Annotated in this window: 24 protein-coding genes; 18 read left to right on the top strand and 6 right to left on the bottom strand. The window is 72.3% G+C overall.

Translation table 11 applies throughout. From position 1 onward, the window contains the following. The first annotated feature begins 218 nt into the window (after positions 1–218). Both ABEB03_RS00275 and ABEB03_RS00270 read left to right on the top strand, forming a co-directional pair. Positions 219–1,349: an alpha/beta hydrolase gene (locus tag ABEB03_RS00275; RefSeq protein ID WP_345639577.1), complete on the top strand. Its 1,131-nt coding sequence runs from the start codon at positions 219–221 to the stop codon at positions 1,347–1,349. A 204-nt stretch (positions 1,350–1,553) separates the two neighbouring features. Then, positions 1,554–3,011: a hypothetical protein gene (locus ABEB03_RS00270; protein ID WP_345639576.1), complete on the top strand. Its 1,458-nt coding sequence runs from the start codon at positions 1,554–1,556 to the stop codon at positions 3,009–3,011. A gap of 331 nt (positions 3,012–3,342) precedes the next feature. On the opposite strand, the gene ABEB03_RS00265 is transcribed toward ABEB03_RS00270, so the two are convergent. Then, a complete protein-coding gene (locus ABEB03_RS00265; protein ID WP_345640536.1) occupies positions 3,343–4,680 on the bottom strand; it encodes a PH domain-containing protein in 1,338 nt (445 codons plus the stop codon). A gap of 83 nt (positions 4,681–4,763) precedes the next feature. Continuing rightward, entirely contained in the window at positions 4,764–5,258 is a 495-nt protein-coding gene (locus tag ABEB03_RS00260; RefSeq protein WP_345639575.1) for a PH domain-containing protein, read from the bottom strand. A gap of 31 nt (positions 5,259–5,289) precedes the next feature. On the opposite strand from ABEB03_RS00260, the gene ABEB03_RS00255 reads away from it, so the two are divergent. Next, on the top strand, positions 5,290–6,441 hold the full coding sequence (locus ABEB03_RS00255; protein ID WP_345639574.1) for an NADH-quinone oxidoreductase subunit D: 1,152 nt from the start codon (positions 5,290–5,292) through the stop codon (positions 6,439–6,441). A gap of 112 nt (positions 6,442–6,553) precedes the next feature. Here the strand turns inward: ABEB03_RS00255 and ABEB03_RS00250 are convergent, their stop codons facing one another. After that, entirely contained in the window at positions 6,554–7,591 is a 1,038-nt protein-coding gene (locus ABEB03_RS00250) for an SAM-dependent methyltransferase (RefSeq protein ID WP_345639573.1), read from the bottom strand. A 253-nt stretch (positions 7,592–7,844) separates the two neighbouring features. Between ABEB03_RS00250 and ABEB03_RS00245 the strand changes: the two genes are divergently transcribed. From ABEB03_RS00245 to ABEB03_RS00235, 3 genes are all read left to right on the top strand, one after another. After that, positions 7,845–9,050 (top strand): sensor histidine kinase, encoded by a 1,206-nt coding sequence (locus tag ABEB03_RS00245; protein WP_095935729.1) that lies wholly within the window; start codon positions 7,845–7,847, stop codon positions 9,048–9,050. Positions 9,051–9,154: 104 nt separating this feature from the next. Then, entirely contained in the window at positions 9,155–9,826 is a 672-nt protein-coding gene (locus ABEB03_RS00240; protein ID WP_345639572.1) for a response regulator transcription factor, read from the top strand. A 56-nt stretch (positions 9,827–9,882) separates the two neighbouring features. Then, a complete protein-coding gene (locus tag ABEB03_RS00235) occupies positions 9,883–10,515 on the top strand; it encodes an AAA family ATPase (RefSeq protein WP_345639571.1) in 633 nt (210 codons plus the stop codon). 71 nt (positions 10,516–10,586) lie between these two features. On the opposite strand, the gene ABEB03_RS00230 is transcribed toward ABEB03_RS00235, so the two are convergent. Continuing rightward, entirely contained in the window at positions 10,587–11,693 is a 1,107-nt protein-coding gene (locus ABEB03_RS00230) for a DUF5937 family protein (RefSeq protein ID WP_345639570.1), read from the bottom strand. 157 nt (positions 11,694–11,850) lie between these two features. Here ABEB03_RS00230 and ABEB03_RS00225 point away from each other — a divergent pair, with 157 nt between their 5' ends. Then, positions 11,851–12,069: a hypothetical protein gene (locus ABEB03_RS00225; RefSeq protein ID WP_345639569.1), complete on the top strand. Its 219-nt coding sequence runs from the start codon at positions 11,851–11,853 to the stop codon at positions 12,067–12,069. A 165-nt stretch (positions 12,070–12,234) separates the two neighbouring features. Here ABEB03_RS00225 and ABEB03_RS00220 read toward each other — a convergent pair whose 3' ends face one another. Further along, positions 12,235–13,452 carry a threonine aldolase family protein gene (locus ABEB03_RS00220; protein WP_345639568.1) on the bottom strand — a complete coding sequence of 406 codons (1,218 nt, stop codon included), beginning with the start codon at positions 13,450–13,452 and terminating at the stop codon, positions 12,235–12,237. Positions 13,453–13,624: 172 nt separating this feature from the next. On the opposite strand from ABEB03_RS00220, the gene ABEB03_RS00215 reads away from it, so the two are divergent. The 10 genes from ABEB03_RS00215 to ABEB03_RS00170 all read left to right on the top strand — a co-directional run bounded on the left by ABEB03_RS00215 (position 13,625) and on the right by ABEB03_RS00170 (position 21,995). Continuing rightward, complete coding sequence (locus ABEB03_RS00215) at positions 13,625–14,572, top strand: Rossmann-like and DUF2520 domain-containing protein (protein ID WP_345639567.1); 948 nt, start codon at positions 13,625–13,627, stop codon at positions 14,570–14,572. A 136-nt stretch (positions 14,573–14,708) separates the two neighbouring features. After that, a complete protein-coding gene (panC, locus tag ABEB03_RS00210) occupies positions 14,709–15,701 on the top strand; it encodes a pantoate--beta-alanine ligase (protein ID WP_345639566.1) in 993 nt (330 codons plus the stop codon). Further along, positions 15,698–17,461 (top strand): L-aspartate oxidase, encoded by a 1,764-nt coding sequence (locus ABEB03_RS00205; protein ID WP_345639565.1) that lies wholly within the window; start codon positions 15,698–15,700, stop codon positions 17,459–17,461. Before panC ends, ABEB03_RS00205 begins: the two co-directional genes overlap by 4 nt. Before the next feature lie 5 nt (positions 17,462–17,466). Further along, positions 17,467–18,444 (top strand): carboxylating nicotinate-nucleotide diphosphorylase, encoded by a 978-nt coding sequence (gene nadC, locus ABEB03_RS00200; RefSeq protein ID WP_028799051.1) that lies wholly within the window; start codon positions 17,467–17,469, stop codon positions 18,442–18,444. Between the two features lie 8 nt (positions 18,445–18,452). Beyond that, positions 18,453–19,250 (top strand): type III pantothenate kinase, encoded by a 798-nt coding sequence (locus tag ABEB03_RS00195; RefSeq protein WP_345639564.1) that lies wholly within the window; start codon positions 18,453–18,455, stop codon positions 19,248–19,250. A gap of 193 nt (positions 19,251–19,443) precedes the next feature. Beyond that, positions 19,444–20,052: a hypothetical protein gene (locus ABEB03_RS00190; protein ID WP_345640533.1), complete on the top strand. Its 609-nt coding sequence runs from the start codon at positions 19,444–19,446 to the stop codon at positions 20,050–20,052. Positions 20,053–20,065: 13 nt separating this feature from the next. After that, entirely contained in the window at positions 20,066–20,245 is a 180-nt protein-coding gene (locus tag ABEB03_RS00185; protein WP_345639563.1) for a hypothetical protein, read from the top strand. A gap of 164 nt (positions 20,246–20,409) precedes the next feature. Continuing rightward, complete coding sequence (locus ABEB03_RS00180; protein ID WP_345639562.1) at positions 20,410–20,850, top strand: BlaI/MecI/CopY family transcriptional regulator; 441 nt, start codon at positions 20,410–20,412, stop codon at positions 20,848–20,850. A 9-nt stretch (positions 20,851–20,859) separates the two neighbouring features. Continuing rightward, entirely contained in the window at positions 20,860–21,429 is a 570-nt protein-coding gene (locus ABEB03_RS00175; protein ID WP_095935742.1) for an amino-acid N-acetyltransferase, read from the top strand. A 227-nt stretch (positions 21,430–21,656) separates the two neighbouring features. Then, the gene (locus ABEB03_RS00170; RefSeq protein ID WP_028799045.1) at positions 21,657–21,995 is read left to right on the top strand and encodes a histone-like nucleoid-structuring protein Lsr2; all 339 of its coding nucleotides are present in this window, start codon (positions 21,657–21,659) and stop codon (positions 21,993–21,995) included. On the opposite strand, the gene ABEB03_RS00165 is transcribed toward ABEB03_RS00170, so the two are convergent. After that, positions 21,974–22,675 carry an SCO3374 family protein gene (locus tag ABEB03_RS00165; protein WP_345639561.1) on the bottom strand — a complete coding sequence of 234 codons (702 nt, stop codon included), beginning with the start codon at positions 22,673–22,675 and terminating at the stop codon, positions 21,974–21,976. The genes ABEB03_RS00170 and ABEB03_RS00165 overlap by 22 nt on opposite strands. A gap of 441 nt (positions 22,676–23,116) precedes the next feature. Here ABEB03_RS00165 and ABEB03_RS00160 point away from each other — a divergent pair, with 441 nt between their 5' ends. Further along, the gene (locus ABEB03_RS00160; protein WP_345639560.1) at positions 23,117–25,642 is read left to right on the top strand and encodes an ATP-dependent Clp protease ATP-binding subunit; all 2,526 of its coding nucleotides are present in this window, start codon (positions 23,117–23,119) and stop codon (positions 25,640–25,642) included. The last annotated feature ends 53 nt before the right edge of the window (positions 25,643–25,695 follow it).

Raw genomic sequence — 25,695 nt, 5'->3', positions numbered from 1 at the left:
TCTATCCTGACAGACATCGCATCCCGTAGTTCCGCGAGAGACCTTGGACCCGGTGCCAAATCAGGCATCCGGCGACATTGCGCCCTCTAGGACGGTGTCTTGGGGAGACAGGTTCACTCCCCTTCGGAAAGCCGTTTCAAAAGGCAAGGAAAGTCCGGGGCAAGCACGCGCGAAGGAGCGATGCGGATCCGGGACGGAAAGCGCAGGCGGAACAACCCATGGGTCTGACGAGCAACAAGGTGCTGGTGGTGGCGGTGTTGTTCGCCGTGCTGCTGTTCGTCGGCACGGTGTGGTGGTGGCCGCGGCTGGCCCGCGGGAACTGGCGGGCCGTCAGCGGACGGATCGGCCTGCTGCTGGCCACGCAGGTGGCCGTCTTCGCCTCGGTCGGCCTCTGCGTGAACCAGGCGTTCGGCTTCTACGCCAGCTGGGCGGACCTCTTCGGGCGGGAGAGCGGCCAGGGCGTGGTCGTCGACCACAACGGCACCGCGGGTGCGGGCGGCGGACCCCTCCAAGTGGTCGACACCCAGCAGGTGAACGTGTCGGGCGGTTCCCGTCCCCGGATCGGGGGCCAGATCCAGAAGGTCACGGTCGTCGGCCGTACGACGCACATCGCCACACCGGCGTACGTCTATCTGCCGCCGGAGTACTTCCAGCCGCAGTACCGTGCCCGCACTTTTCCCGCGGTCACCGTCCTCACCGGATACCCGGGCACCGCCGAGGCGCTCATCAAGGCACTGCACTACCCGCAGACCGCGAACAGGCTGGCGAAGAACGGCAAGATGCAGCCGATGATCCTCGTCATGCTGCGGCCGACCGTCGCGCCTCCGCGGGACACCGAGTGCGTGGACGTCCCCGGCGGCCCGCAGACGGAGACGTTCTTCGCCAAGGATCTTCCGGACGCCGTGTCCGCGCACTACCGGGTGGGCAGGAAACCCGGGAGCTGGGGCGTCGTCGGCGATTCCACGGGCGGTTACTGCGCACTGAAACTGGCTGTCCACCATCCCGGGGCATACGCGGCCGGGGCCGGTCTCTCGGCGTACTACAAGGCGCCGATCGACCCCACGACCGGCGACCTCTTCCGCGGCGACAGGGTGCTGCGGGACAGCGCCGACCTGCGCTGGTACCTGAAGAACAGGCCCGCGCCCGACACCTCACTGCTCGTCAGCAGCAGCAGGTCGGGCGAGTCCAACTACCAGGACACGCTGCACTTCATCGACCTCGTGAAGTCCAATCGGCGCACCCGGATCTCGTCGGTCATCCTCGACAGCGGCGGCCACAACTTCAACACCTGGCGGCGGGAGATCCCGGCGACCCTGCAATGGATCAGCGGACGCCTCAGCGACCGCTGAGGCGGGCCCGAATTCCCCTTCGCGCGCGGGGTCCGGCAGGGGGTCCTTTTCGAACTCCGGAAGTCGAGATCAAGATCGAATACGTTCCCCGGGGCGAATGCTGGACGCTCTCATTCCGCGCGTTCGCGGCCATGCGCTTCGCAGTAGCCGTGTTTTTACCGGGCGGGGCTCCAAGATTCGCCTACGCGCGGTAAGTTTCTGGCCATGCCACGTGGACGTCACCGCCATTCCCCGCCCTTGCACAGGCTGCTGCCTCCTTCGGCGATCGCCGGTGTCTCGCTCGTCTGTGCCGTGGGGCCATGGCTGTTCACGGAGCCGGTGGTGCTCCGTGCGCTGGCCGCCGGTGCCGCGCTGACGGCGGTCGTCGGCGCGGTCGTCATGCGCCGATGGGACGCCGAGGCGGGCAAGAGCGTCGCCGACCTCACGCGCGCGCGGGCGAGCGACGAGTGGCGTCACGAGGAACGCGTCGCCGAACTGGAGGCCGACCTCGACGAGTCCCGCGCGCTGCGCACCAAGCTGGAGCACAGGCTGCGCGCGAAGCGTTCGGAGCTGGCGGGCCTGCGCAACGAGCACGCGGCGCTGCTGCGGCGGTACGCCACGGCGGAGACCGAACGGGCGACCGCGCTGGAGGGCCGTCGGCAGCTCGCCATAGAGGCGACCGTCCCGGCCCGCGCGCTGCCCGCCGCACGGTCGGCGCCGGAGTCGACGGCCCCCGAGACTGCCCCCGAGGCGGCCCCGGAGGCGGTGCCCGAGGAGGGCACGCCCGAGGCGACCGAGAGCCTGGCCGCCGAGGTCCACGGGACCGCGACCGCCGAGCCGGCCGAGAACCCCGAGTCCGCGCCGGACGACGCCGACGCGCCGGAGGCGCCCGAGGTCTTCTCCCCGAAGGGCTCCTCGCTCTTCCTGCGGGCCAACGCGGCGCTGAGCCGCATCGCGAGCGGCGCTTCGGGGACGGGGACCGCGTCCGCGCCGGGCGACGTGACGTCCTCCGAGACGGCGGACTCCGGCTCGGAGGGGTCGGGCTCGGAGGAGTCCGGTGCCGCCGCCGCGAAGAGCGACGTGCCTCGGGGCGCGTCCCTGAAGGCCGTCGGGTCCGCGAAGGGTGAACCGGCCGCAGGCGGATCCGCGTCGCACGCAGTGAGCGCGGAGCCCCCGAAGGCGGGCCCGGCCCGCAGGGAGGCGGGCCCGTCCACGGACGCCGGAGCGGAGGAGGGCGAGGCGCAGGGGAAGCCCGAGGCGGTCGGCGAGCACCAGCACGCGACCGCCGACGCGAAGCAGCCCGTGCCCGCCCAGTCGTCCCCGTCGGCGCAGCAGCCCCGGGCCGCGCTGCCCGCCAAGCCCTCCTCGGGAGGGCACTTCACCGTGCCGACGGCGGTGGCCGTGGCACCGGCCGCCCCCGTGCGGCGCCCCTCGGTCGAGGGCGGCTTCGACTTCTTCGGTACGCAGAAGGAGTCGTCCGCGGAAGCGCTGGAGGCCGTGCAGAACGAGGACCTCGCCGACGTGGTCGGCCAGGAGGCGCTCGCCCTGCACAAGGCCGAGGCGGAGGCCGGGTTCAAGCCGGCGGACGAAGCGGCCCGCGGCGTCGGGCAGGTCATCGACCTGACCGCGCACGACGAGACCGAGCAGATCGACGTGGGCGTGCTGCGCAGCGCGGTCTCCTGACGAGTGCCGCGCGGCGCGGTCTTCCGAAGAGTCCGGCGTGGCGCGGTCTTCCGAAGAGTCCGGCGTGACCCGATGTTCTGAGAGTCCTGCGCGGCGCGGTCACCTGAGAGTCCTGCGCGGCGCGGTCACCTGAGAGTCCTGCGCGGCGCGGTCACCTGAGAGTCCCGCGCGGCGCGGTCACCCGAGAGTCCCGCGCGGCGCGCGGTCCCCTGAGAACGGAGCACCGCCGCCCGTCATCCGCGCGGGCGGCGCGCGTGACGTGGTGCGAGCGGGGCCCGGCGGACGGGTCGGGCGGTACCAGGACGAGGGCAGTGGCCGGGTGCCACTGCCCTCACGCCATCCACCGGTCCGGCAGCGCCTCCCGCCGCCCCGTCCGCGAACGGTCGGCCTGGGACTGGAGCAGCCGCGCCGCCTCCTCGGCGTCCCGCAGCCGAGCCGTCACGGTCTTGTCGGCCCCCGTGTCCACATGGACGTCGGCGACCTTCCTGAGGCGCTTCCAGGGCCCCTGCGTCAGCCGTACGCTCTGCACCTTCGCGTGCGGCACGAGCGAGAGACTGCGGCGCAGCAGTCCGTGCCGGGCGGCGAAGACGGTGTCGGTCACGGCGAGCCCGTACCCCCGCCACCAGACCGGCAGGCACCAGCCGGCCCGGCGCGGCGGCCGGGACAGGGACGACGGCACCGTCACCCCGGGCAGCACCTCGGCGATCACCGACTCGGCGATCTCGCGCGGGGCGACGGGCACGAGCACGGAGTTCGACGACCCGGCGACGTCCAGCTCCACGCGCACCCAGCCGAGCCGCCGCCACAGCAGCGGCTCTACGATCCGCACCGTCTGGACGCGACCCGGCGGCACCGTCTCGTGCGTACGGTCGAGGAGCCCGTGGTCGATGCGGAGGCCGTCCGGCGACTCGCCCACCGTCCAGTCGTACTCGCCCACGAACCGGCCCACGCTGCTCGCGCCCGCCGCGCCGAGCAGCGGCAACCCGGTCGCGAGGACCGTCCACACGCTGTGGGTGGCGAACCACAGCAGCGGCGGCACGACGACGGCGGCGGCCAGCGAGCCCCAGGTCGCGCCGGTGAGGACCAGGGAGACGGCGAGGACGCCGGGCGGTACGTGCAGCAGCCGCCGCACCGGGGCCTCGCCGACCTCGTGGGCGGTCTCCGGCGCGAACCCCGCCGCGCGGGCGAGGAGTTCGGCGCGCAGCGCTCGGGCCTCACCCTCGCCCAGATAGGCCAGTTCGTCCTTCTTGTCCGTGCCGATGACGTCGAGTCTGAGCTTGGCGACGCCCGCGACGCGGGCCAGCAGCGGCTGGGTGACGTCGACGGCCTGGAGCCGGTCGAGCCGGATGTGCGCGGTACGGCGGAACAACAGGCCCGTGCGGATGCGCAGTTCGGTGCCGGTCACGGCGAAGTGCGTGAACCACCAGCTGAGGAAGCCGTAGAGAGCGGCGCCCGGGACGAACACGGCGAGCCCGACGAGCAGCGCGGTCGTGGTGAGCCTGGTCAGCTGCTCCTGCGCCTGGTTGGGGTCGTGCACCGCCCATCCGGCGATCACGGCGACGGGCGCCCAGGCCCGCCGGAAGGGAGTGAACGGATGCAGCCGTCGCTCCGTGGGAGGCCCGCTCCCCGGCGCGGTGCCCTCCGCGCCCTCCGAGCCGTCCCGCGGCACGGCGCTCCCGGCCCCGTCCAGCGGCACGGCGTCCTCGGCCCCGTCCCGTGGCACGGCGCCCTCCGCGCCCGGGAGCGGCGTCGTCACAGCCCCGCCGATCGTGCCTCGCCGAGTTCGGTCAGCCGGTCGCGCAGCCGCTCGGCCTCGGCCGGGTCGAGGCCCGGGATGCACGCGTCGGTCGCCGCGGCCGCCGTGTGCAGCTGCACGCTCGCCAGCCCGAAGTGCCGTTCGACGGGCCCGGAGGTCACCTCCACCAGCTGCATCCGCCCGTACGGCACGACGGTCTCCTCGCGCCACAGCACGCCTCGACTGATCAGCAGGTCGTCGGCGCGCTCCGCGTACTGCCAGGAGCGCCAGTTGCGCCCCAGCATGTGCCAGCCCCATGCCATCAGGGCGAGCGGGAGGAGGGCGAAGGCCACCCAGACGGGGGCGAGGAGCAGTCCGGTCAGCAGGCCCACCGCGATCGTCAGCAGCCCCAGCCACACCACAAGCAGCAGCCGCCGCATCCGCAGCAGCCCGGGAGGCAGTCCGGTCCAGACCGGCTCCGCCCCGGCGATTTCCGTGGTCCCCGTCTCCATACGGCAAGCGTACGTACGAGAGACTGTCACCATGACTCCTACGACGGAGACCATGGTCGGTATCGGCGGCGCCGCGGAGAGCACCGACATGGTGCTCAACATCGGCCCCCAGCACCCCTCGACCCACGGCGTGCTGAGGCTGCGGCTCGTGCTCGACGGCGAGCGGATCCAGCACGCGGAGCCGGTCATCGGCTACATGCACCGCGGGGCGGAGAAGCTCTTCGAGGCGCGCGACTACCGCCAGATCATCATGCTCGCCAACCGGCACGACTGGCTGTCCGCGTTCTCGAACGAGCTGGGCGTGGTCCTCGCCGTGGAGCGGATGCTCGGCATGGAGGTCCCCGAGCGGGCGGTGTGGATGCGCACGCTGCTCGCCGAGCTCAACCGCGTCCTGAACCACCTGATGTTCCTCGGCTCCTACCCGCTGGAACTGGGCGGGATCACGCCGATCTTCCACGCATTCCGCGAGCGCGAGGAACTCCAGCACGTCATGGAGGAGATCTCCGGCGGGCGCATGCACTACATGTTCAACCGGGTCGGGGGCCTCAAGGAGGACCTGCCCGCCGGATGGACCTCACGCGCGCGTGCCTCCGTCGCGGCCCTGCGCTCGCGCATGGACATCTACGACGACCTGGTGCTCGGCAACGAGATCTTCCGGGGGCGTACGCGCGGTGTCGGAGTGCTCGCGCCGGAGACCGTGCACGCGTACGGGGTGAGCGGGCCGATCGCGCGCGCCTCCGGGGTGGACTTCGACCTGCGCCGGGACGAGCCGTATCTCGCGTACGGGGACCTCCAGGACACCCTGAAGGTCGTCACCCGCCAGGAGGGCGACTGCCTGGCCCGCTTCGAGTGCCTCCTGGAGCAGACCCACAACGCGCTCGACCTCGCGGACGCCTGCCTCGACCGGCTCGCCGAGCTGCCGCCGGGGCCCGTCAACCAGCGGCTGCCCAAGGTCCTGAAGGCGCCCGAGGGCCACACGTACGCGTGGACCGAGAACCCCCTCGGCATCAACGGCTACTACCTGGTCAGCAAGGGCGAGAAGACCCCGTACCGGCTGAAGCTGCGCTCCGCCTCGTACAACAACATCCAGGCGCTGACCGAGCTGCTGCCGGGCACGCTGGTGGCCGACATGGTGGCGATCCTGGGCTCGCTGTTCTTCGTGGTCGGGGACATCGACAAGTAGTGCCTCCGGGTGGGGCCCGACGTCGCCGGCCCTTCCCGCCGGGCGGGGCCGGGTCCGTCGGGTCCGGCCTCATTCGGGGCCGCTGCCTCCCGTCGTGCGGGACGCGCCCGCCTCAGGGCGCCCGCGGTTCTCCGGGAGCGAGCAGGTCGTCGAACCGGGCCGTCGGGATCCCGACGGGCTGGAGCAGCCAGCCGAAGTCGCCGAGGCCCCCGGACGCGGTGAGCTCGGCGGCCGCCCCCGCGCCCGCCAGCGCGCGCACGTACGCCGCGGGGTCCGTGGAGGCGAGCGCGAGCGGGGGGCGCGCACCGCTCACGCCCAGCGCGCGCAGCGCCGTGCGCTGCGTCGTCACGCGGCCTCCGGGCACCGCGCACGCGTCGAGCGCCACGTGCGCGGTGATGTCGCACGACCCGTCCGGCACCGGCGCCGTCTCCCGGCCCTCCCGGAAGCCGGTGAGCGTCCCGAAGGGCGGCCGGCCGGGGGCGACGTGCGCGTAGTCGGCGGCGACGGCGAGCCCGCGGTCCAGGCTCGCCACCGCGGCGGCCCAGGCGGTGTCCCTGGGGAGCCCGATCTCGGCCCGCGCGCCCACCGGGGACGGAGCCTTCGCGGGCAGCGGCCACCAGCGCCGCAGCCACCGCTCGTCCGCCCCCGTCACCGGCTCGCCGAGACGTTCCGTGCCGTCCTCCCGTACGAGGACCAGGCGCCGTACTCCCTCGGCGTCGACCTCGGCGACGTCCACGGGCACGTTGTCCAGCCACTCGTTGGCGAACAGCAGCCCGGTGATCCCCTGCGGGGGCCCGGCCGACCACTCGATCCGGTGATCGAGGCCCGCGGGGCGGTCGGCGCGCTCGACCGCGTACCCGCGCGCGCGGGCGGCCACCTCGGCGGGTAGCGCGGCGAGCACGCCGGTCACCAGCTCGCCGCGGCCCGCCGCCATGTCCACGAAGTCCAGGTGGGCGGGGCGGCCGAGCGCCTCGTCGACCCGGCACAGCAGCCGGGCCACGGCACCGGCGAAGAGCGGGGAGGCGTGCACGGAGGTGCGGAAGTGGCCGGCGGGACCCTCGGGCCTGCGGTAGAAGCCGGACGGCCCGTACAGCGCCTCCTCCGTCGCCTCGCGCCAACCCCGCCACTCGCCCGCCGCCTCACGTCTCACCGGGCCAGGCTAGGGCCTGGCCCGGCCCCTGGGCGGACCCGGCCAGTGGGGCCCGGCCCGGCGGGAATTCCCGGCGAGAGGCGCCGCGACGGTACGGACACCCGTCCCGGCCGACCGGGTCCGGGACCGGGCCGCCAGGGGGCTTCAGCCGTCAGGAAGGGGTGAGCCTCCACCTTGGGGAGTACGAGCACCGGTTGCGGATCGACCCTCCGGTTGACCCCTGCACACTGCACGCTTCCCTACTCTGGGTTACGTGCAGCGCCTCTATGACTTCCTCCGCAGGCACCCGACATGGGTCGACAGCTTCTGGGCCGTCGTCCTGTTCGGGATCACCTGCGCGAACCTCGTGAGCGTCAACGGGGCCCCGGAGCAGCACGGGGCGCCCGCCGTGGCGTTCCCGATCGCCGTGCTCCTGTGCGTCGTCGTCGCGCTGCGCCGCCGCATGCCCGAGAAGATGCTCGTCCTGGCCGCTGTGCTGGGCCTTCTCCAGCTGATCACCGACGTCGAGGTGATGCCCGCCGACTTCGCCATGATGGTGATCATCTTCACCGTCGCGGCGGACGGCGCCCGCTGGGCCTCCCGGTTCGCGCTGACGGGCGGCCTCTGCGCGGGGTTCCTCTCGCAGCTGCGGTGGCCCGCCCAGGAGGCGGGCGGCCTGAATGTCGTCCTCATAGCCGTCTTCCAGACCGTGCCCTTCGCACTCGCCTGGGTGCTCGGTGACTCCCTGCGCACCCGCCGCGCCTACCTCGCCCAGCTGGAGGAGCGGGCCGCGCGCCTGGAGAAGGAGCGCGAGGCGCAGTCCAAGGTCGCCGTCGCCGCCGAACGCGCCCGGATCGCACGCGAGCTGCACGACGTGGTCGCGCACAACGTCTCCGTGATGGTCGTCCAGGCGGACGGCGCCGCCTACGTCATGGACACCGCGCCGGACCAGGCCAAGAAGGCGCTGGAGACCATCTCCGGGACCGGCCGCCAGGCGCTCGCCGAGATGCGCCGGCTGCTCGGCGTGCTGCGCACCGGCGAGCACCAGGAGAGCGGCGAGTACGTGCCGCAGCCCGACGTCGAACAGCTCGACGACCTCATCGAGCAGTGCCGCACCGCGGGCCTCCCCGTCGACTTCAAGGTCGAGGGGACCCCGCGCCCGCTGCCCAGCGGTGTGGAGCTCACGGCGTACCGGATCGTGCAGGAGGCGCTCACCAACACGCGCAAGCACGGCGGTCCGAACACCGGTGCGAGCGTGCGCCTGGTCTACTTCGACGACGGCCTCGGCCTGCTCGTCGAGGACGACGGCAAGGGCGCGCCCCACGAGCTGTACGAGGAGGGCGGCGCCGACGGCCAGGGCCACGGTCTGATCGGCATGCGCGAACGCGTCGGTATGGTCGGCGGCACCCTGGACGCGGGACCGCGGCCTGGTGGAGGCTTCCGCATCAGCGCGCTGCTGCCGCTGAAACCGGCTCACTGACCACGGGCCACTGACACCTGTAACGACCGTTTCCGATTGTTTCCAACTGTTTCTGGCTGTTCCCAAAGCTTTTCGGCCTTTGGTGGAGAGGGAAGAGGACCCCGATGGCGATCCGAGTCATGCTCGTCGACGACCAGGTGCTGCTGCGCACCGGTTTCCGGATGGTGCTCGCCGCCCAGCCGGACATGGAGGTCGTGGCCGAGGCGGGCGACGGGGTCGAGGCCCTCCAGGTGCTGCGCGCCACCGCGGTCGACGTGGTCCTGATGGACGTGCGCATGCCGAAGCTGGACGGTGTCGAGACGACCAGGCGGATCTGTTCCGATCCCAACCCGCCGAAGGTGCTGATCCTGACCACGTTCGACCTCGACGAGTACGCCTTCTCCGGGCTGAAGGCCGGCGCCTCCGGTTTCATGCTCAAGGACGTGCCCCCGGGAGAACTGCTCACCGCCATCCGGTCCGTGCACAGCGGCGACGCCGTGGTCGCCCCCTCCACCACCAGGCGCCTGCTCGACCGCTTCGCCCCGATGCTGCCCAGCGCGGGCAAGCAGCCGCAGCACAAGGAACTGGAGCGGCTCACCGACCGTGAGCGCGAGGTCATGGTCCTGGTCGCGCAGGGCCTGTCCAACGGCGAGATCGCGGCCCGCCTCGTGCTGTCCGAGGCGACCGTGAAGACGCACGTCGGGCGCATCCTGACCAAGCTGGGGCTGCGCGACCGGGTGCAGGTGGTCGTGCTCGCCTACGAGACGGGGCTCGTGCGCGCGGGCGGACACGGCTGACCCGGTCGGACCGGGGGCGTGACCCCGGCGTGACCGGCGGCCACTAGGGTCTGCGCATGCTCCTGTGGATCAACGGCCCCTTCGGGGGCGGCAAGACACAGACCGCACACGAGATCCGGCGACGGCTGCCCGGCAGCGTCATCTGCGATCCGGAACACGCCGGTTTCGGCCTGCGTCGCATGCTGCCGCCCGAACTGCGCGGCGATTTCCAGGACTTGGCGTCCTGGCGGGAGGGCGTGGTCGAGGTGCTGGATCTCGCCCTCGCCAAGCACGACGGCGTGGTCATCGCCCCCATGACGGTCACGAACTCCCGCTATTTCGAGGAGACGGTCGGCCGGCTGCGCGAACGGGGCCACGACGTACGGCACTTCGCGCTGCTCGCCGAGCGTGAGACCGTGCTCCAGCGGCTGCGGGAGCGCGGCTTCGGGCACCTCCTGCGGTACGTCGCGGGCAAGGACGCCCCGCTGCGCCGCGAGAGCTGGGCCGTGCAGCAGCTCGACCACTGCCTGGAGCGGCTGCGCGAGCCCGAGTTCGCCGAACACCTGTGGACCGACCACACGACGGTGGCCAGGACCGCGGACCGGATCGCCGTACTGGCGGGGCTGACGCTCACGCCGAACCGGGACGGAGCGCTGCGGGGACGGCTGCGCAGGGCGTGGACGAGCGTGCGGCACATCCGGTTCGACTGACCCGGGCGGAACGGCTTCCCCCTCCCGGCGCGGGTCCCGACAGGCCGGCGGGCGGCGCGTGCCCTGCGGGGTCAGCGCAGGACGCTCTCCAGGAAGTCGCTGCCCAGGCGGGCCACCACGGTGACGTCCAGCTGGTGCAGCACGTACCGGCCGCGGCGGCGCGTGGAGATCAGGCCCGCCTTCTTGAGCACGCCCAGGTGACGGGATATCTCGGGCGCCGTCATCCCGTGCACCTGCGCCAGCTCACCGGTGGTGTACGCGCTGCGGGCCAGATGACGGCAGATCCGCATCCGGACCGGGTGGGACAGCGCGGTCATCCGCCGGGACAACTCCTCGACGGAAGGCGGCGCGGCGAGCTCGGGCGAGCCGACGGGATAGTGCAGCACGGGCTGCCAGCCGGGCCGGTGCAGCACCATCAGATGCGGCCGTCCGAGGCTGGTGGGGACGAGGAGCAGACCGCCGTCCGCCGTGACCGTGTGCCCCTCCGTCAGCTTGTCGACGGTGAGCCGCCCGGCCGCCTCGTCCAGCGACACCGCGGGGGAGACGGACGTCAGCGCCTCGGCGGGGCCCTTGTGCCGCAGCAGGTCCGTCTTGTGGCGGGCCTCCGCGGCGAGCTGGTGGCGCAGCCGGGACCAGGTCTCCGCGAAGAACGCCTCGTCGCAGTCCTGAAGGAACTGCCTCAGCCAGGCCCGCACACGCGGCGGATCCTCCAGGAGGCGCCGGGTGAAGCGGGTCTGCTGCGGTCCGCGCGAGGCGGCCAGGTCCACGGCGCGGCGCCGCACCTCGGGGTCGGAGAGATAGCCGGGCTCCTGCGAGCCGTACGCCAGCGCGCAGGTGAACTCCAGCGCCGCGTCCACGAACTGCTCGTCCGTCAGCTTGTCCAGCAGGTCCAGGTCGTCGGCGAGGGTCGCGCCCGGCAGGGTGTTCCCGCCGGGGATGCCGGCGAAGGGCAGGAACAGGTCCGAGAACGTCGTCCGCCACAGGAAGTCCGCCTCGCACATCCGGTCGGCGAGATGCGGGTCGAGTCGGGCCGTGACCCCGGTCGCCCAGGCCTGGAGGCCCGGGTGGTGCCCCGGCTCGGCGAGGGCGTGCAGCGCCATCCCGAGCTCGGCCAGCGGGGACGGCACGACGGCGATCCGCTCCCGTCGCAGCCCGGAGATGTCGATGTGCACGCTCATGCCCCCTATGGTGCACCCCGCCACCGACAACGCCGCCGTCGTTTGACGCCGCCCGTCAATCGGGGCGACATGTGCCTTGAGCGGGCGCAGCCTGGGAGGACACCGGGGCAACCGCGGGCCTTCGGATCCCATCTCCCGTCCCGAGAGGCGATCGGCCGTGAGCAGCACCCAGCAGTACCTTCTAGACACCTACCGGTCCCGGCAGCACGGCGAGCCCCTGCCGCCGGCGCCCGGCGCGCACGACCTGCGGCTCGTGCGCGAGCTGCGCGTCCGGCGGCAGTTCCGGGCCGTACTGGCGGGACACCCGGCCCGCGGGCGGATGCGGGAGGCCTTGGCCCGTCTGCTGCACGGGCGCCGCCGTCAGGCCGGTTGCTGACCCCCTGCGGGGGCGCGGGTGCGGCGCCGGGCGAGCGGGCGTGCCGGCTCGGCCGCGCCCGCCGTACACGTCGGCGCGGCAGTGGTCCCGCGGGCTCGGCGGCGCCCGCCGCGCCCGGTCATGGCGGCGGCGGGCCCACTCGCTCGGCCGCGCCCGCCGTGCACGTCACCGCGGCAGCCGCTCCAGGAGGTCCTTCACGACCGACCTGACGTCCTCGGCCGTCCACTCCAGCCCCGCCGCGTCCACCGTGACCTCGGTGGACGCGAGGCCGGGACCTGCATGCCCCCACCGCTGCCCGAAGAGGCCGGCCCCCGTCTCCTCGACCTGTGCCGTGCCCACCTCCGTGAGGACGTCGGCGTCGTACGGCAGCCATACCTGGAACTGGTGGGTGTGGGGCTGCTCGGGGTGCACGCGGGCCCAGGGCACCCCGGCCTCCGCGAACCCCTCGCGCAGCGCGGCGGCGACCACACGCGCGTGCGCCACGTACTCGGGCAGCCGGGGCAGCTCCCGCTCCAGGCCGACGAGCGCGGCCAGGGCCGTCGGGAACTGCTGGAGGACCATGCCGCCGTACCGGTGCCGCCAGGCCTTCGCCTCGTCGACGAGTGTCCGGGGTCCCGCGACCGCCGCCCCGCCCAGGCCGCCGAGCGACTTGTAGAACGACACGTACACGCTGTCCGCGAGGCCCGCGATCTCCTCCAGAGGGCGGCCGAAGTGCGTGGTGCACTCCCACAGCCGGGCCCCGTCGAAGTGGACCACCGCGTCGCGCTCCCGGGCGGCCTCCACCGTCTCGGACAGCTCCTCCCAGGAGGGCAGCACGAAACCGGCGTCCCTGAGGGGCAGCTCCAGCATCAGCGCCCCGAAGGGCTCGTCGAAGTCCCGTATCTCCGCCGCGGTCGGCAGGCGCTGCCCGTCCGTCACCCGGACCGGACGCAAGCCGCTGACCTGGCTGAACGCATGCCGTTCGTGGACCTCGGGATGGCTGAGCGCGTGCACCGCCACCGTGGTGTTCCCGGTGCGGCCCGCCCAGCAGCGCAAGGCGACCTGCTGGGCCATCGTGCCGGTGGGGAAGAAGACCGCGGCTTCCTGGCCGAGCAGGTCCGCGACCCGTTCCTCCACGGTCTCGACGATGCCGTCGCCGTACATGTCGACCGGCCGGTCGAGGTCGTACACGCCCTCGGCGTTCTCCGCCAGCCACGTCAGGCGCTCGCGGACCGTGTCGCGGAAGCTGGGCCGCCACAGCACCCGACGCGCCGCTCGCCACGCGGCCGCCCGCCGTTCCTGCCCCCCGTCCGCCGGCTCCGCGCCGGCCGTCGCTCCCGCCTCCGTGTCCGTGGCCGTCCCGTCCCCGTGTCGTTCCGCCGCCTCTTGCGTCCTGTCACTCATGACCGGATCATCCCGCGGGCCGACCTGACGAAGCACCCCGATTTCGGCACCCGTGTGACCTGCGGAAACCCACAGGCTGTGGACAAGGAAACAGCCGCTCGGACCAATCGCGTTAACATGACGAGAAATCGTCCGGTACCCCGAGCGGACTGGAACGGAAGGCCGCCGTCGAGTGAGTACATCCCCACAGCAAGATCCAAAGGACCGCCCCGCCAGACTGGCCGTCGGTGTCGTCGGGGCCGGCCGGGTCGGCCCCGCGCTCGCCGCGGCGCTCCAGCTCGCCGGGCACCGGCCGGTCGCCGTCTCCGGGGTCTCCGACGCCTCCAGGCGGCGGGCCGCCGAGATGCTGCCCGACGTGCCGCTGGTGTCTCCCGCCCAGGTCCTGGAGCGTGCCGACCTGGTGCTGCTGACCGTCCCCGACGACGCCCTGCCCGGTCTCGTCGAGGGGCTCGCGGAGACCGGAGCCGTCCGGCCCGGCCAGTTGCTCGTCCACACCTCCGGGCGGTACGGCGCGCGGGTGCTGGACCCCGCGCTCCGGGCCGGCGCGCTGCCGCTCGCGCTGCACCCCGCGATGACGTTCACCGGCACCCCCGTGGACGTCCAGCGGCTCGCCGGATGCTCCTTCGGGGTCACCGCGCCCGAGGAACTGCGGCTGGCCGCCGAGGCCCTGGTGATCGAGATGGGCGGCGAGCCCGAGTGGATCGCCGAGGAGTCCCGGCCGCTGTACCACGCGGCCCTCGCGCTCGGCGCCAACCACCTGGTGACGCTGGTGGCCGAGTCCATGGACCTGCTGCGCGCCGCCGGCGTGGAGGCCCCCGACCGGATGCTCGGCCCGCTGCTCGGCGCCGCCCTGGACAACGCGCTCCGCTCGGGCGACGCCGCCCTCACCGGCCCCGTCGCCCGCGGTGACGCCGGCACCGTCGCGGCGCACGTCTCCGAGCTGCGCAGGCACGCCCCGCAGACCGTCGCGGGCTATCTGGCGATGGCCCGCGCGACCGCCGATCGCGCGCTCGCCCACGGACTGCTCAAGCCGGAGCTCGCCGAGGACCTCCTCGGGGTGCTCGCCGACGGGACCGCCGGAACCGCCGGGCCCGGAAGCGCCGAGGGAGACGCCCGATGAGCGGGGTGCGCGACGCTGCGCCCGTCCGGGCACGGAGCGGGGCCGCGGACCGCGCCCGCCCGGCGAACCCGGCCGCGGCCGGGACCGCAGACGAAGGCCGCCCGACCACGCGCGTGCCGGAGAACGGAGACGCCCGATGACCACCGCCCTGCTGCGCACCGCCGACGAACTGCACGCACGCGCGCGTGCGGGCCGCCGAGCCGTCGTGATGACCATGGGCGCCCTCCACGAGGGGCACGCCACGCTGGTCCGCGCCGCCCGCGAGATCGCCGGGGACCGGGGCGAAGTGGTCGTCACCGTCTTCGTCAATCCGCTCCAGTTCGGCGCGGGAGAGGACCTCGACCGCTACCCGCGCACCCTGGACGCCGATCTGAAGATCGCCGAACTGGCGGGCGCCGACGTCGTCTTCGCCCCCTCCGCCGACGAGGTCTACCCGGGGGGCGAACCCCAGGTCCGTGTCAGCGCGGGCCCCATGGGCGAGCGCCTGGAGGGCTCCTCGCGGCCCGGGCACTTCGACGGCATGCTCACCGTCGTCGCCAAGCTGCTGCACCTCACCCGGCCCGACGTGGCGCTGTACGGGCAGAAGGACGCGCAGCAGCTGGCCCTCATCCGCCGCATGGTCCGGGACCTGAACTTCGGCGTGGAGATCGTCGGGGTGCCCACGGTGCGGGAGGAGGACGGACTCGCCCTCTCCAGCCGCAACCGCTACCTCTCGGCCGAGGAGCGGCGCACCGCGCTCGCCCTGTCGGGCGCCCTGTTCGCCGGCCGCGACCGGCACGCCGCCCAGGAGGCGCTGCGCGCGCGGGCCCGCGAAGTGCCGGCCACGCGCGCGCGTGCCGAGGCCCTGAGCGCCATAGGCGAGTCCCGCGCCGCCGCCGACGCCCACGCCGTGGCGAAGGCCGTCCCCGGCGGTCCCGCGGGCGTCCGCGCGGCGGCCCGGCTCGTCCTCGACGAGGCGGCCCGCACGAAGCCGCCGCTGCTTCTCGACTACCTGGCCCTCGTCGACCCCTCCGACTTCACCGAGGTCGGGGACGACTTCACCGGCGAGGCGGTCCTCGCCGTCGCCGCGCGGGTCGGGACGACCCGGCTGATCGACAACATCCCCCTCACCTTCGGAGCCGCCTCGTGACCGGCACAGGCACAGGTACTGGTATACGACTGCACGCGCCCGCCCCGGGCTGGGCCCTCACCGCCGACGTCGTGGTCGTCGGCTCCGGAGTGGCGGGCCTCACCGCGGCCCTGCGCTGCGAGGCGGCGGGCCTGCGGACCGTGGTGGTCACCAAGGCCCGTCTGGACGACGGTTCCACCCGCTGGGCGCAGGGCGGCATCGCCGCGGCCCTCGGCGAGGGCGACACCCCCGAGCAGCACCTCGACGACACGCTGGTGGCGGGCGCGGGCCTGTGCGACGAGGAGGCCGTCCGCATCCTCGTCACCGAGGGCCCCGACGCCGTACGCCGTCTCATCGCGACCGGCGCCCACTTCGACGAGTCCTCCGAGGGCGATCTGGCCCTCACCCGCGAGGGCGGCCACCACCGGCGCCGCATCGCGCACGCGGGCGGCGACGCCACGGGAGCCGAGATCTCCCGCGCCCTGGTCGAGGCGGTCCGCGCGCGTGGTCTGCGCACCGTCGAGAACGCGCTCGTCCTGGACCTCCTCACGGACGCCGACGGCCGCACCGCGGGCGTGACCCTGCACGTGATGGGAGAGGGCCAGCACGACGGCGTGGGGGCCGTGCACGCCCCCGCCGTGGTCCTCGCCACCGGCGGCATGGGACAGGTCTTCTCGGCGACCACCAACCCGTCCGTGTCCACGGGGGACGGCGTCGCGCTCGCCCTGCGTGCCGGGGCCGAGGTCAGCGACCTGGAGTTCGTGCAGTTCCACCCGACGGTGCTCTTCCTCGGCCCGGACGCGGAGGGCCAGCAGCCGCTGGTCTCCGAGGCGGTGCGCGGCGAGGGAGCCCACCTGGTCGACGCCGACGGCGTGCGCTTCATGGTCGGGCAGCACGAGCTCGCGGAGCTGGCGCCCCGGGACATCGTCGCCAAGGGCATCATGCGCCGCATGCAGGAGCGGGACGCCGAGCACATGTTCCTCGACGCCCGGCACTTCGGCGCCGAGATGTGGGAGCACCGCTTCCCGACGATCCTCGCCGCCTGCCGGGCCCATGGCATCGACCCCGTCCACGAGCCGATCCCGATCGCCCCGGCCGCCCACTACGCCTCCGGCGGAGTCCGCACCGACTCCCGGGGCCGCACCACGGTCCCGGGTCTGTACGCGTGCGGAGAGGTCGCCTGCACCGGCGTCCACGGCGCCAACCGGCTCGCCTCCAACTCGCTCCTGGAGGGCTTGGTCTACGCCGAGCGGATCGCCGCCGACATCGCGGGCAGCCACGCGGAGAACGGCCTGCACGCGCGCGTGCCCCAGCCGGTCCCGCACCCGGAGAAGCCCGCGCACCCGCTGCTGGAGCCCGAGGCCCGCTTCGCGATCCAGCGGATCATGTCGGAGGGAGCGGGCGTACTGCGCTCCGCCGAGTCCCTCGCCACCGCCGCCGGCCAGCTCCAGCGGCTGCACACCGACGCGCGCGACGCCCTCGACGAGAACGGCAAGACCTCCGAGCCCGGCGTCGACACCTGGGAGGCCACCAACCTCCTGTGCGTGGCGCGCGTCCTGGTCGCCGCCGCCCGGCTGCGCGAGGAGACCCGCGGCTGCCACTGGCGCGAGGACCACGCCGACCGGGACGACGCACAGTGGCGCCGTCACATCGTCGTACGGCTGAATCCCGACCGGACGCTCGCGGCGCACACCACCGACACAGCAGACTTCCCCCCGACCCTCCCAGGGGGGTCCCCCGAGCCCCAGCCGGCGCTTCGGCATCGTTCTCAGGAGCAGTGACAGCAGTGAGCACCCCCGACCTTCCCCTCGCCCAGAGCGGCGGCTGCGGCGACGGCTGCGGCTGCGGCGCCGAATCGGACGACGCGTACCTGGAGTGCGGGCTCGACCCCGCGCTCGCCCAGCTCCTCGCCGACGCCGGACTCGACCCCCTGGAGGTCGAGGACGTCGCGAACGTCGCCATCCAGGAGGACCTCGACCACGGCGTGGACGTGACGACCGTCGCGACCATCCCCGAGGACGCTGTCTCCACCGCCGACTTCACCGCCCGGGACGCGGGCGTCGTCGCCGGACTGCGGGTGGCCGAGGCGGTCATCTCCGTGGTCTGCACCGACGAGTTCGAGGTCGAGCGGCACGTGGAGGACGGCGAGCGCGTCGAGGCCGGCCAGAAGCTGCTGAGCGTCACCACCCGCACCCGTGACCTGCTCACGGCCGAACGCAGCGCGCTGAACCTCCTGTGCCGCCTGTCCGGCATCGCGACGGCCACGCGCGCGTGGGCGGACGCCCTGGAGGGCACGGGCACCCGGGTCCGCGACACCCGCAAGACGACGCCGGGTCTGCGCTCCCTGGAGAAGTTCGCCGTGCGCTGCGGCGGCGGCGTCAACCACCGCATGTCACTCTCGGACGCCGCGCTGGTCAAGGACAACCACGTGGTCGCCGCCGGCGGTGTGGCACAGGCCTTCGAGGCCGTACGGGAAGCCTTCCCCGAGGTTCCGATCGAGGTCGAGGTCGACACGCTGCACCAGCTGCGCGAGGTCGTGGACGCGGGTGCCGACCTCATCCTTCTGGACAACTTCACGCCGGTCGAGTGCGAGGAGGCGGTCGCCATCGTCGACGGCCGGGCGCTGCTGGAGGCCTCCGGGCGGCTCACCCTCGACAACGCCGCGACGTACGCGAAGACGGGCGTCGACTTCCTCGCGGTGGGCGCGCTGACCCACTCCTCCCCGATCCTGGACATCGGCCTCGACCTGCGAGCGGCGGAGTAACCGGGACCATGCTGCTGACCATCGACGTGGGCAACACCCACACCGTCCTCGGCCTCTTCGACGGCGAGGAGATCGTCGAGCACTGGCGCATCTCCACCGACTCGCGCCGCACCGCCGACGAGCTCGCCGTGCTCCTCCAGGGCCTCATGGGCATGCACCCGCTGCTCGGCGAGGAGCTCGGCGACGGGATCGACGGCATCGCGATCTGCGCCACGGTCCCCTCCGTGCTGCACGAACTGCGCGAGGTGACCCGCCGCTACTACGGCGACGTGCCGGCCGTCCTGGTCGAGCCGGGCGTGAAGACCGGCGTGCCGATCCTCACGGACAACCCCAAGGAGGTCGGCGCCGACCGCATCATCAACGCCGTCGCGGCCGTCGAGCTGTACGGCGGGCCCGCGATCGTCGTCGACTTCGGCACGGCGACGACGTTCGACGCGGTCAGCGCCCGCGGCGAGTACGTCGGCGGTGTCATCGCCCCCGGCATCGAGATCTCCGTCGACGCGCTCGGGGTCAAGGGCGCGCAGCTGCGGAAGATCGAGGTGGCCCGGCCGCGGGCGGTGATCGGCAAGAACACCGTCGAGGCCATGCAGTCCGGGATCATCTACGGCTTCGCCGGACAGGTCGACGGGGTCGTCAACCGGATGGCCCGCGAGCTCGCCGACGACCCCGACGACGTCACCGTCATCGCCACGGGCGGGCTGGCCCCCATGGTGCTCGGTGAGTCCTCGGTCATCGACGAGCACGAGCCGTGGCTCACGCTCATCGGGCTGCGCCTGGTGTACGAGCGGAACGTGTCGCGCATCTGAGGGGCCTCGCCGCCCCGGCGGCGCCCCGCACCGTCCCGATCCGTGGGCGGCGGCCCCGTGTCCCTGGGCTGCCGCCCGCGGCCGTTCGGCGCCGGTGCGATGCGGACGCGCCGCGATATGCCCGCTATGCGGATTTTGTCTGATTAGCGCGTATCGTCGGCGCATGCCCACGCCATACGGATCCCACGGCGGCATGGCGTTCGGTGCGGAGGAGCTGCGTGTGCTCCGCCGCGCTCTCGCCCTCGCCCTGCAGCCCAGCCCCGCCTCGGCCGAGGACGTCCAGGACTGTCTCCGCCTGGCCGAGTCCGTCGACGAGGCCGCCCGCGAAGGTGCCAGGCTGCGGGCCTTCCTGCTGGCCGACCTGGGCCGCTACCGGTCCGCCCTGCCGGGCTCGGTCGCCGGCTACCTCGCCCTCCTGGAGGAGGTGCTCGTGGCCGGCTACCGGCCCGTCCCCGACGACCTCGCGGCGCTGCGGGCACTGCGCGGCAACCCCGCGGCCGCCGCCCTCCTGGACCGCTGCCGGACTCTCGCGGAACAGGACGTGCGCACCCGCCTCGCGGGCCGCGCCGCCGCGGTGGTCCCGCAGTCCCGCACCCGTCTGCTGGCGCTGCCCGGCGGCCGGGCGGCCGACGAGCCCGCGAAGAAGCCTGCGGAGCGGCCCGCCGCGGCGCCGAAGCCGCAGTCCCCGGACAGGTCGCCGCGACCGGACAGGCCCATCCCCACCCCGGGCGAGGTCTTCCCCCCGAGGCGCAAGCCCACGCCGCCACCGGCGAACCCGCCGCAGCAGCTCGCGGCGGGCTAGCTACCCTGGGGGCATGGACTACGTCTCCGCGCTCGTGCCCCCGGTAGTGATGGCCGTGTTCTTCATCGGGCTGATCGTGACGATCGTGAAGGCCCAGGGCGGGGCCAACAAGGCCAAGGAGGACGCCGTCGTCGACGCCGCCCTCGCCCGGGCGGAGAGTGCCCCCCGGCCCGCGAAGGACACCGGGGCCTGACCTCCCGGCGCGGTTCCGGGCGGGCCCGTACCCGCCCGCAACACGTCCCACCTGCCCCTCCCGACCTGCCCCCGCCCCTTCGGCGGGACACCAGGGCGTACGACTCATACGTTTTTCGAGTCGTACGCCCTTTTTGTCGCCTATCTCCCACTATTGTGCTGAGCGTGCCTCGCCCATTGGGAGAACTCGAAGACGCGGTCATGACGCGGGTGTGGAAGTGGAACCGCCCGGTGACCGTTCGGGAAGTCCTGGAAGACCTTCAACAGGAACGGTCCATCGCGTACACGACGGTGATGACCGTTTTGGACAATCTCCATCAGAAGGGCTGGGTGCGCCGCGAGGCGGAGGGCCGGGCCTATCGATATGAGGCGGTCTCCACCCGGGCCGCCTACGCGGCCGCACTGATGAACGACGCGTGGTCGCAGAGCGACAACCCGGCGGCCGCTCTCGTCGCGTTCTTCGGCATGATGTCGGCGGAACAGCGCGAAGCCCTGCGGGACGCCGTGCGTATGGTCCAGGGCCCGGAAACCCCCGCCGGGCAGAACCCGCCGCAGGGTCCCGCGGACGAGAGCCCCGCCGCCCCCGAGGGCGACGACGGGCGATAGCGTCCGTTCATGCCAGCAGAGCATCCCGCAGAGCATCAGGCAGGGGTTTCGGCGGAGCGTCCGGAAGCCGCAGCAAAAGCCGTCACCGTCCGGCGGGCCAGGACCAGCGATGTCACGGCCGTACGACGCCTCCTGGACCAGAACGTCCGGCGCCGCATCCTGCTCGACAAAGCGACCGTGACGCTTTACGAGGACATCCAGGAGTTCTGGGTCGCGGAACGCGACGACAACGCCGAGGTGGTCGGCTGCGGTGCGCTGCACGTCATGTGGGAAGACCTCGCGGAAGTCCGCACTCTCGCGGTGAACCCGGCGGTCAAGGGCCTCGGGGTCGGACATCAGTTGCTGGAGAAGTTGCTGCAGACCGCGCGCTGGCTCGGCGTTCGACGCGTTTTCTGTCTGACCTTCGAAGTCGACTTCTTCGCGAAGCACGGCTTCGTGGAGATCGGGGAGACACCCGTCGACACCGATGTGTACGCGGAGCTCCTTCGTTCCTATGACGAGGGTGTCGCGGAGTTCCTCGGTCTCGAACGAGTGAAACCGAACACCTTGGGCAACAGTCGGATGCTTCTGCATCTGTGATCGCCCGCCCGGTATTCCGGCGGAGTGCGCTGCCCAGGTTCCCTATGTCCGAAACGCGCATCTTTCCGGGCCGTCGGACCGCTGTGAGTCTCCTCCAGGGGTTTGTGTTTTTCCAGCAAAAGCGGTTTGCTTTCCGACGTACTGCAGTACTGCATATAACAGGGGACGGCGAAACGGGTGGACGCCGCAGACCCCCGGCCCTGAAGTTATCGATGAAAGGAAATCCGGTGGCACAGAAGGTTCAGGTCCTTCTTGTCGACGACCTCGACGGTGGCGAGGCGGACGAGACCGTGACGTTCGCGCTGGACGGCAAGACGTACGAAATCGATCTCACGACCGCCAATGCGGACAAGCTCCGTGGCCTTCTCGACCCTTACGTGAAGGGTGGCCGTCGCACCGGAGGCCGCGCTTCTGGAGGCCGCGGAAAGGCCCGCGTCGCTTCCGGTGGTGGCAGCCAGGACACCGCGCAGATCCGCGCTTGGGCGAAGGAGAACGGCTACGAGGTCAACGACCGTGGCCGAGTTCCCGCGTCCATTCGCGAGGCCTACGAGAAGGCCAACGGCTGAGCGCACGCGCGCCGCAGCCTCACGCGATGGCAGTGTGTCGCCATCGTGTCCACGAGTCGTACGAGATCGGGGGCGCCCCCACCGCCCCCTCCGACCGCTCGGCCGCCCAGGGCCGACAGCGTCGGCAGGGTCGGCTCGACCTCGCAGCCGGGCTCCGGGGGCCGCAGCCAGACGGCGGCCCTTCGTGAGCCCAGGCCTGTTCGCGCCCCCGGCGCGGGCCCTGCGGCGGCCCCGGTCGGCCGCTCCTCCGCCGGTGCCGCGGACGCTCCGGAGCCGTGCCCGGGCGGCGGCCCGGCCGTGCAGCCGGCGGGCGGCCCGGCGGCGCCCCATTCGGGCATCGGGGCCTCGATGCTCCCGCCCGCACCGACGGCCGTCAGGTCCAGCGGCAGATCCCCCCACTCCAGCCAGTCGAGCAGGCCGGGCAGCTCGTCCGCGCTGCCCGCGGCCGCCAGCAGCAGCATCCGCCCGCCGCGCAGGGCCACCGGAGACGTGGGACCCAGATGCCGCAGCGCCGCGTACCCCGCCTCCGCCGGGACCTCCAGGACGTCGAACCGCAGCCCGGTGACGAGCCTCAGCGGTGGGCCGGGCACTGCCGTCCACCCCAGTTCGTTCTCGTACCAGTGCCGCACCGGATCGTCCGGGCCGAGCGGCCGGCGAGGGAGAGGGACGGTGGGGACCATGCCAGAAGCAACCGCCGAAAGCCGCCCCGGGTTACGCTGTGTATTCCTGTGCATGCGCAGAGTGCCGGTTCGGGGGGCGCGCGAGGCCGGTCGGCGGCGCAAGGATGTTCGCCCATAGCGGAGCGAACCGGTGCGCGCGGCATGGAGTGTCAGTGCGTACGGGTAAGACATCCCTAGTGGGAGGGGCGACACGCATGGCTCGGGCATCTCACGTTCGCCATCGGCGTACAGCTGGAGAGGGTATCTGCCTGGCCTGCGGGAACATCGTCTCGCACCATCGGGTTGGAGCATATGTCGGCGTTCAGGGTCAGGAGGCAGTGCTGGTTCTCGGTCCGGTGTCGGCAGTTGGAATGAGCGGTCCCCGCTTGCGGGACTAAGCTGCGGAAGGACAGGGAGGGGAGCGTCCCCTTACTGCCTGACCGCTCTGAGGAGCGATTAACGATGTTCGAGAGGTTCACCGACCGCGCGCGGCGGGTTGTCGTCCTGGCTCAGGAAGAAGCCCGGATGCTCAACCACAACTACATCGGCACCGAGCACATCCTCCTGGGCCTGATCCACGAGGGTGAAGGTGTCGCCGCAAAGGCCCTGGAGAGCCTCGGCATTTCGCTTGAGGCGGTCCGCCAGCAGGTGGAGGAGATCATCGGCCAGGGCCAGCAGGCTCCGTCCGGTCACATCCCCTTCACCCCCCGTGCCAAGAAGGTCCTGGAGCTGTCGCTCCGCGAGGCCCTTCAGCTGGGCCACAACTACATCGGCACGGAGCACATCCTGCTCGGCCTGATCCGTGAGGGCGAGGGCGTCGCCGCCCAGGTCCTGGTCAAGCTGGGCGCAGACCTCAACCGGGTGCGGCAGCAGGTCATCCAGCTGCTCTCCGGATACCAGGGCAAGGAGACCGCCGCGGCCGGCGGTCCTGCCGAGGGCACCCCCTCCACGTCCCTGGTCCTCGACCAGTTCGGCCGGAACCTCACCCAGGCCGCCCGCGAGTCCAAGCTCGACCCGGTCATCGGGCGCGAGAAGGAGATCGAGCGGGTCATGCAGGTGCTGTCCCGCCGCACCAAGAACAACCCGGTCCTCATCGGTGAGCCCGGCGTCGGCAAGACCGCCGTCGTCGAGGGCCTCGCCCAGGCCATCGTCAAGGGCGAGGTGCCCGAGACCCTCAAGGACAAGCACCTCTACACCCTGGACCTCGGTGCGCTGGTCGCCGGCTCCCGCTACCGCGGTGACTTCGAGGAGCGCCTGAAGAAGGTGCTCAAGGAGATCCGCACCCGCGGCGACATCATCCTGTTCATCGACGAGCTCCACACGCTGGTCGGTGCGGGTGCCGCCGAGGGCGCCATCGACGCCGCTTCGATCCTGAAGCCGATGCTGGCGCGCGGTGAACTCCAGACCATCGGTGCGACCACGCTCGACGAGTACCGCAAGCACCTGGAGAAGGACGCGGCCCTGGAGCGCCGCTTCCAGCCCATCCAGGTCGCGGAGCCGTCCCTGCCGCACACCATCGAGATCCTCAAGGGTCTGCGCGACCGGTACGAGGCGCACCACCGCGTCTCCATCACCGACGAGGCACTGGTGCAGGCCGCCACCCTGGCCGACCGGTACATCTCGGACCGCTTCCTGCCGGACAAGGCGATCGACCTGATCGACGAGGCCGGTTCCCGGATGCGCATCCGCCGGATGACCGCGCCGCCGGACCTCCGCGAGTTCGACGAGAAGATCGCCGGCGTCCGCCGCGACAAGGAGTCCGCGATCGACTCGCAGGACTTCGAGAAGGCCGCGTCCCTGCGCGACAAGGAGAAGCAGCTCCTGGCCGCCAAGGCCAAGCGGGAGAAGGAGTGGAAGGCCGGCGACATGGACGTCGTCGCCGAGGTCGACGGCGAGCTGATCGCCGAGGTCCTCGCGACCGCCACCGGCATCCCGGTCTTCAAGCTGACCGAGGAGGAGTCCTCGCGTCTGCTCCGCATGGAGGACGAGCTCCACAAGCGGGTCATCGGGCAGAAGGACGCCATCAAGGCGCTCTCGCAGGCGATCCGTCGTACGCGAGCGGGTCTGAAGGACCCGAAGCGTCCCGGTGGTTCGTTCATCTTCGCGGGCCCGTCGGGTGTCGGTAAGACCGAGCTCTCGAAGACCCTCGCCGAGTTCCTCTTCGGTGACGAGGACGCACTGATCTCCCTCGACATGTCGGAGTTCAGCGAGAAGCACACGGTGTCGCGTCTCTTCGGTTCGCCCCCCGGATACGTGGGCTACGAAGAGGGCGGCCAGCTGACCGAGAAGGTCCGTCGCAAGCCGTTCTCCGTCGTCCTGTTCGACGAGGTGGAGAAGGCCCACCCGGACATCTTCAACTCGCTGCTGCAGATCCTGGAGGACGGTCGTCTGACCGACTCCCAGGGCCGGGTCGTGGACTTCAAGAACACGGTCATCATCATGACGACCAACCTCGGCACCCGGGACATCTCCAAGGGCTTCAACCTCGGCTTCGCGGCCGCGGGTGACGTCAAGACCGGCTACGAGCGCATGAAGGCCAAGGTCAACGACGAGCTGAAGCAGCACTTCCGCCCCGAGTTCCTGAACCGTGTCGACGACACGGTGGTCTTCCACCAGCTCACCGAGGAAGACATCATCCAGATCGTCGACCTCATGATCGCCAAGGTGGACGAGCGGCTGAAGGACCGGGACATGGGCATCGAGCTCAGCCCGACCGCCAAGTCGCTCCTCGCGAAGAAGGGGTACGACCCCGTCCTGGGCGCCCGGCCGCTGCGCCGGACCATCCAGCGCGAGATCGAGGACGTCCTCTCCGAGAAGATCCTCTTCGGGGAGCTGCGTCCCGGCCACATCGTGGTCGTCGACACGGAGGGCGAGGGCGAAGCCAAGACCTTCACCTTCCGGGGCGAGGAGAAGTCCGCGCTCCCCGACGTCCCGCCGATCGAGCAGGCGGCCGGCGGTGCCGGACCGAACCTGAGCAAGGACGCGTGACACCGCGCCCGCGCGGAGCATGACAGCGGCGCCCGACCGGGCGTCACAAGGGT

Source organism: Streptomyces siamensis (assembly GCF_039543605.1).
GTDB lineage: Bacteria > Actinomycetota > Actinomycetes > Streptomycetales > Streptomycetaceae > Streptomyces > Streptomyces siamensis.
This window is presented reverse-complemented; position numbering and strand designations above follow the sequence as displayed.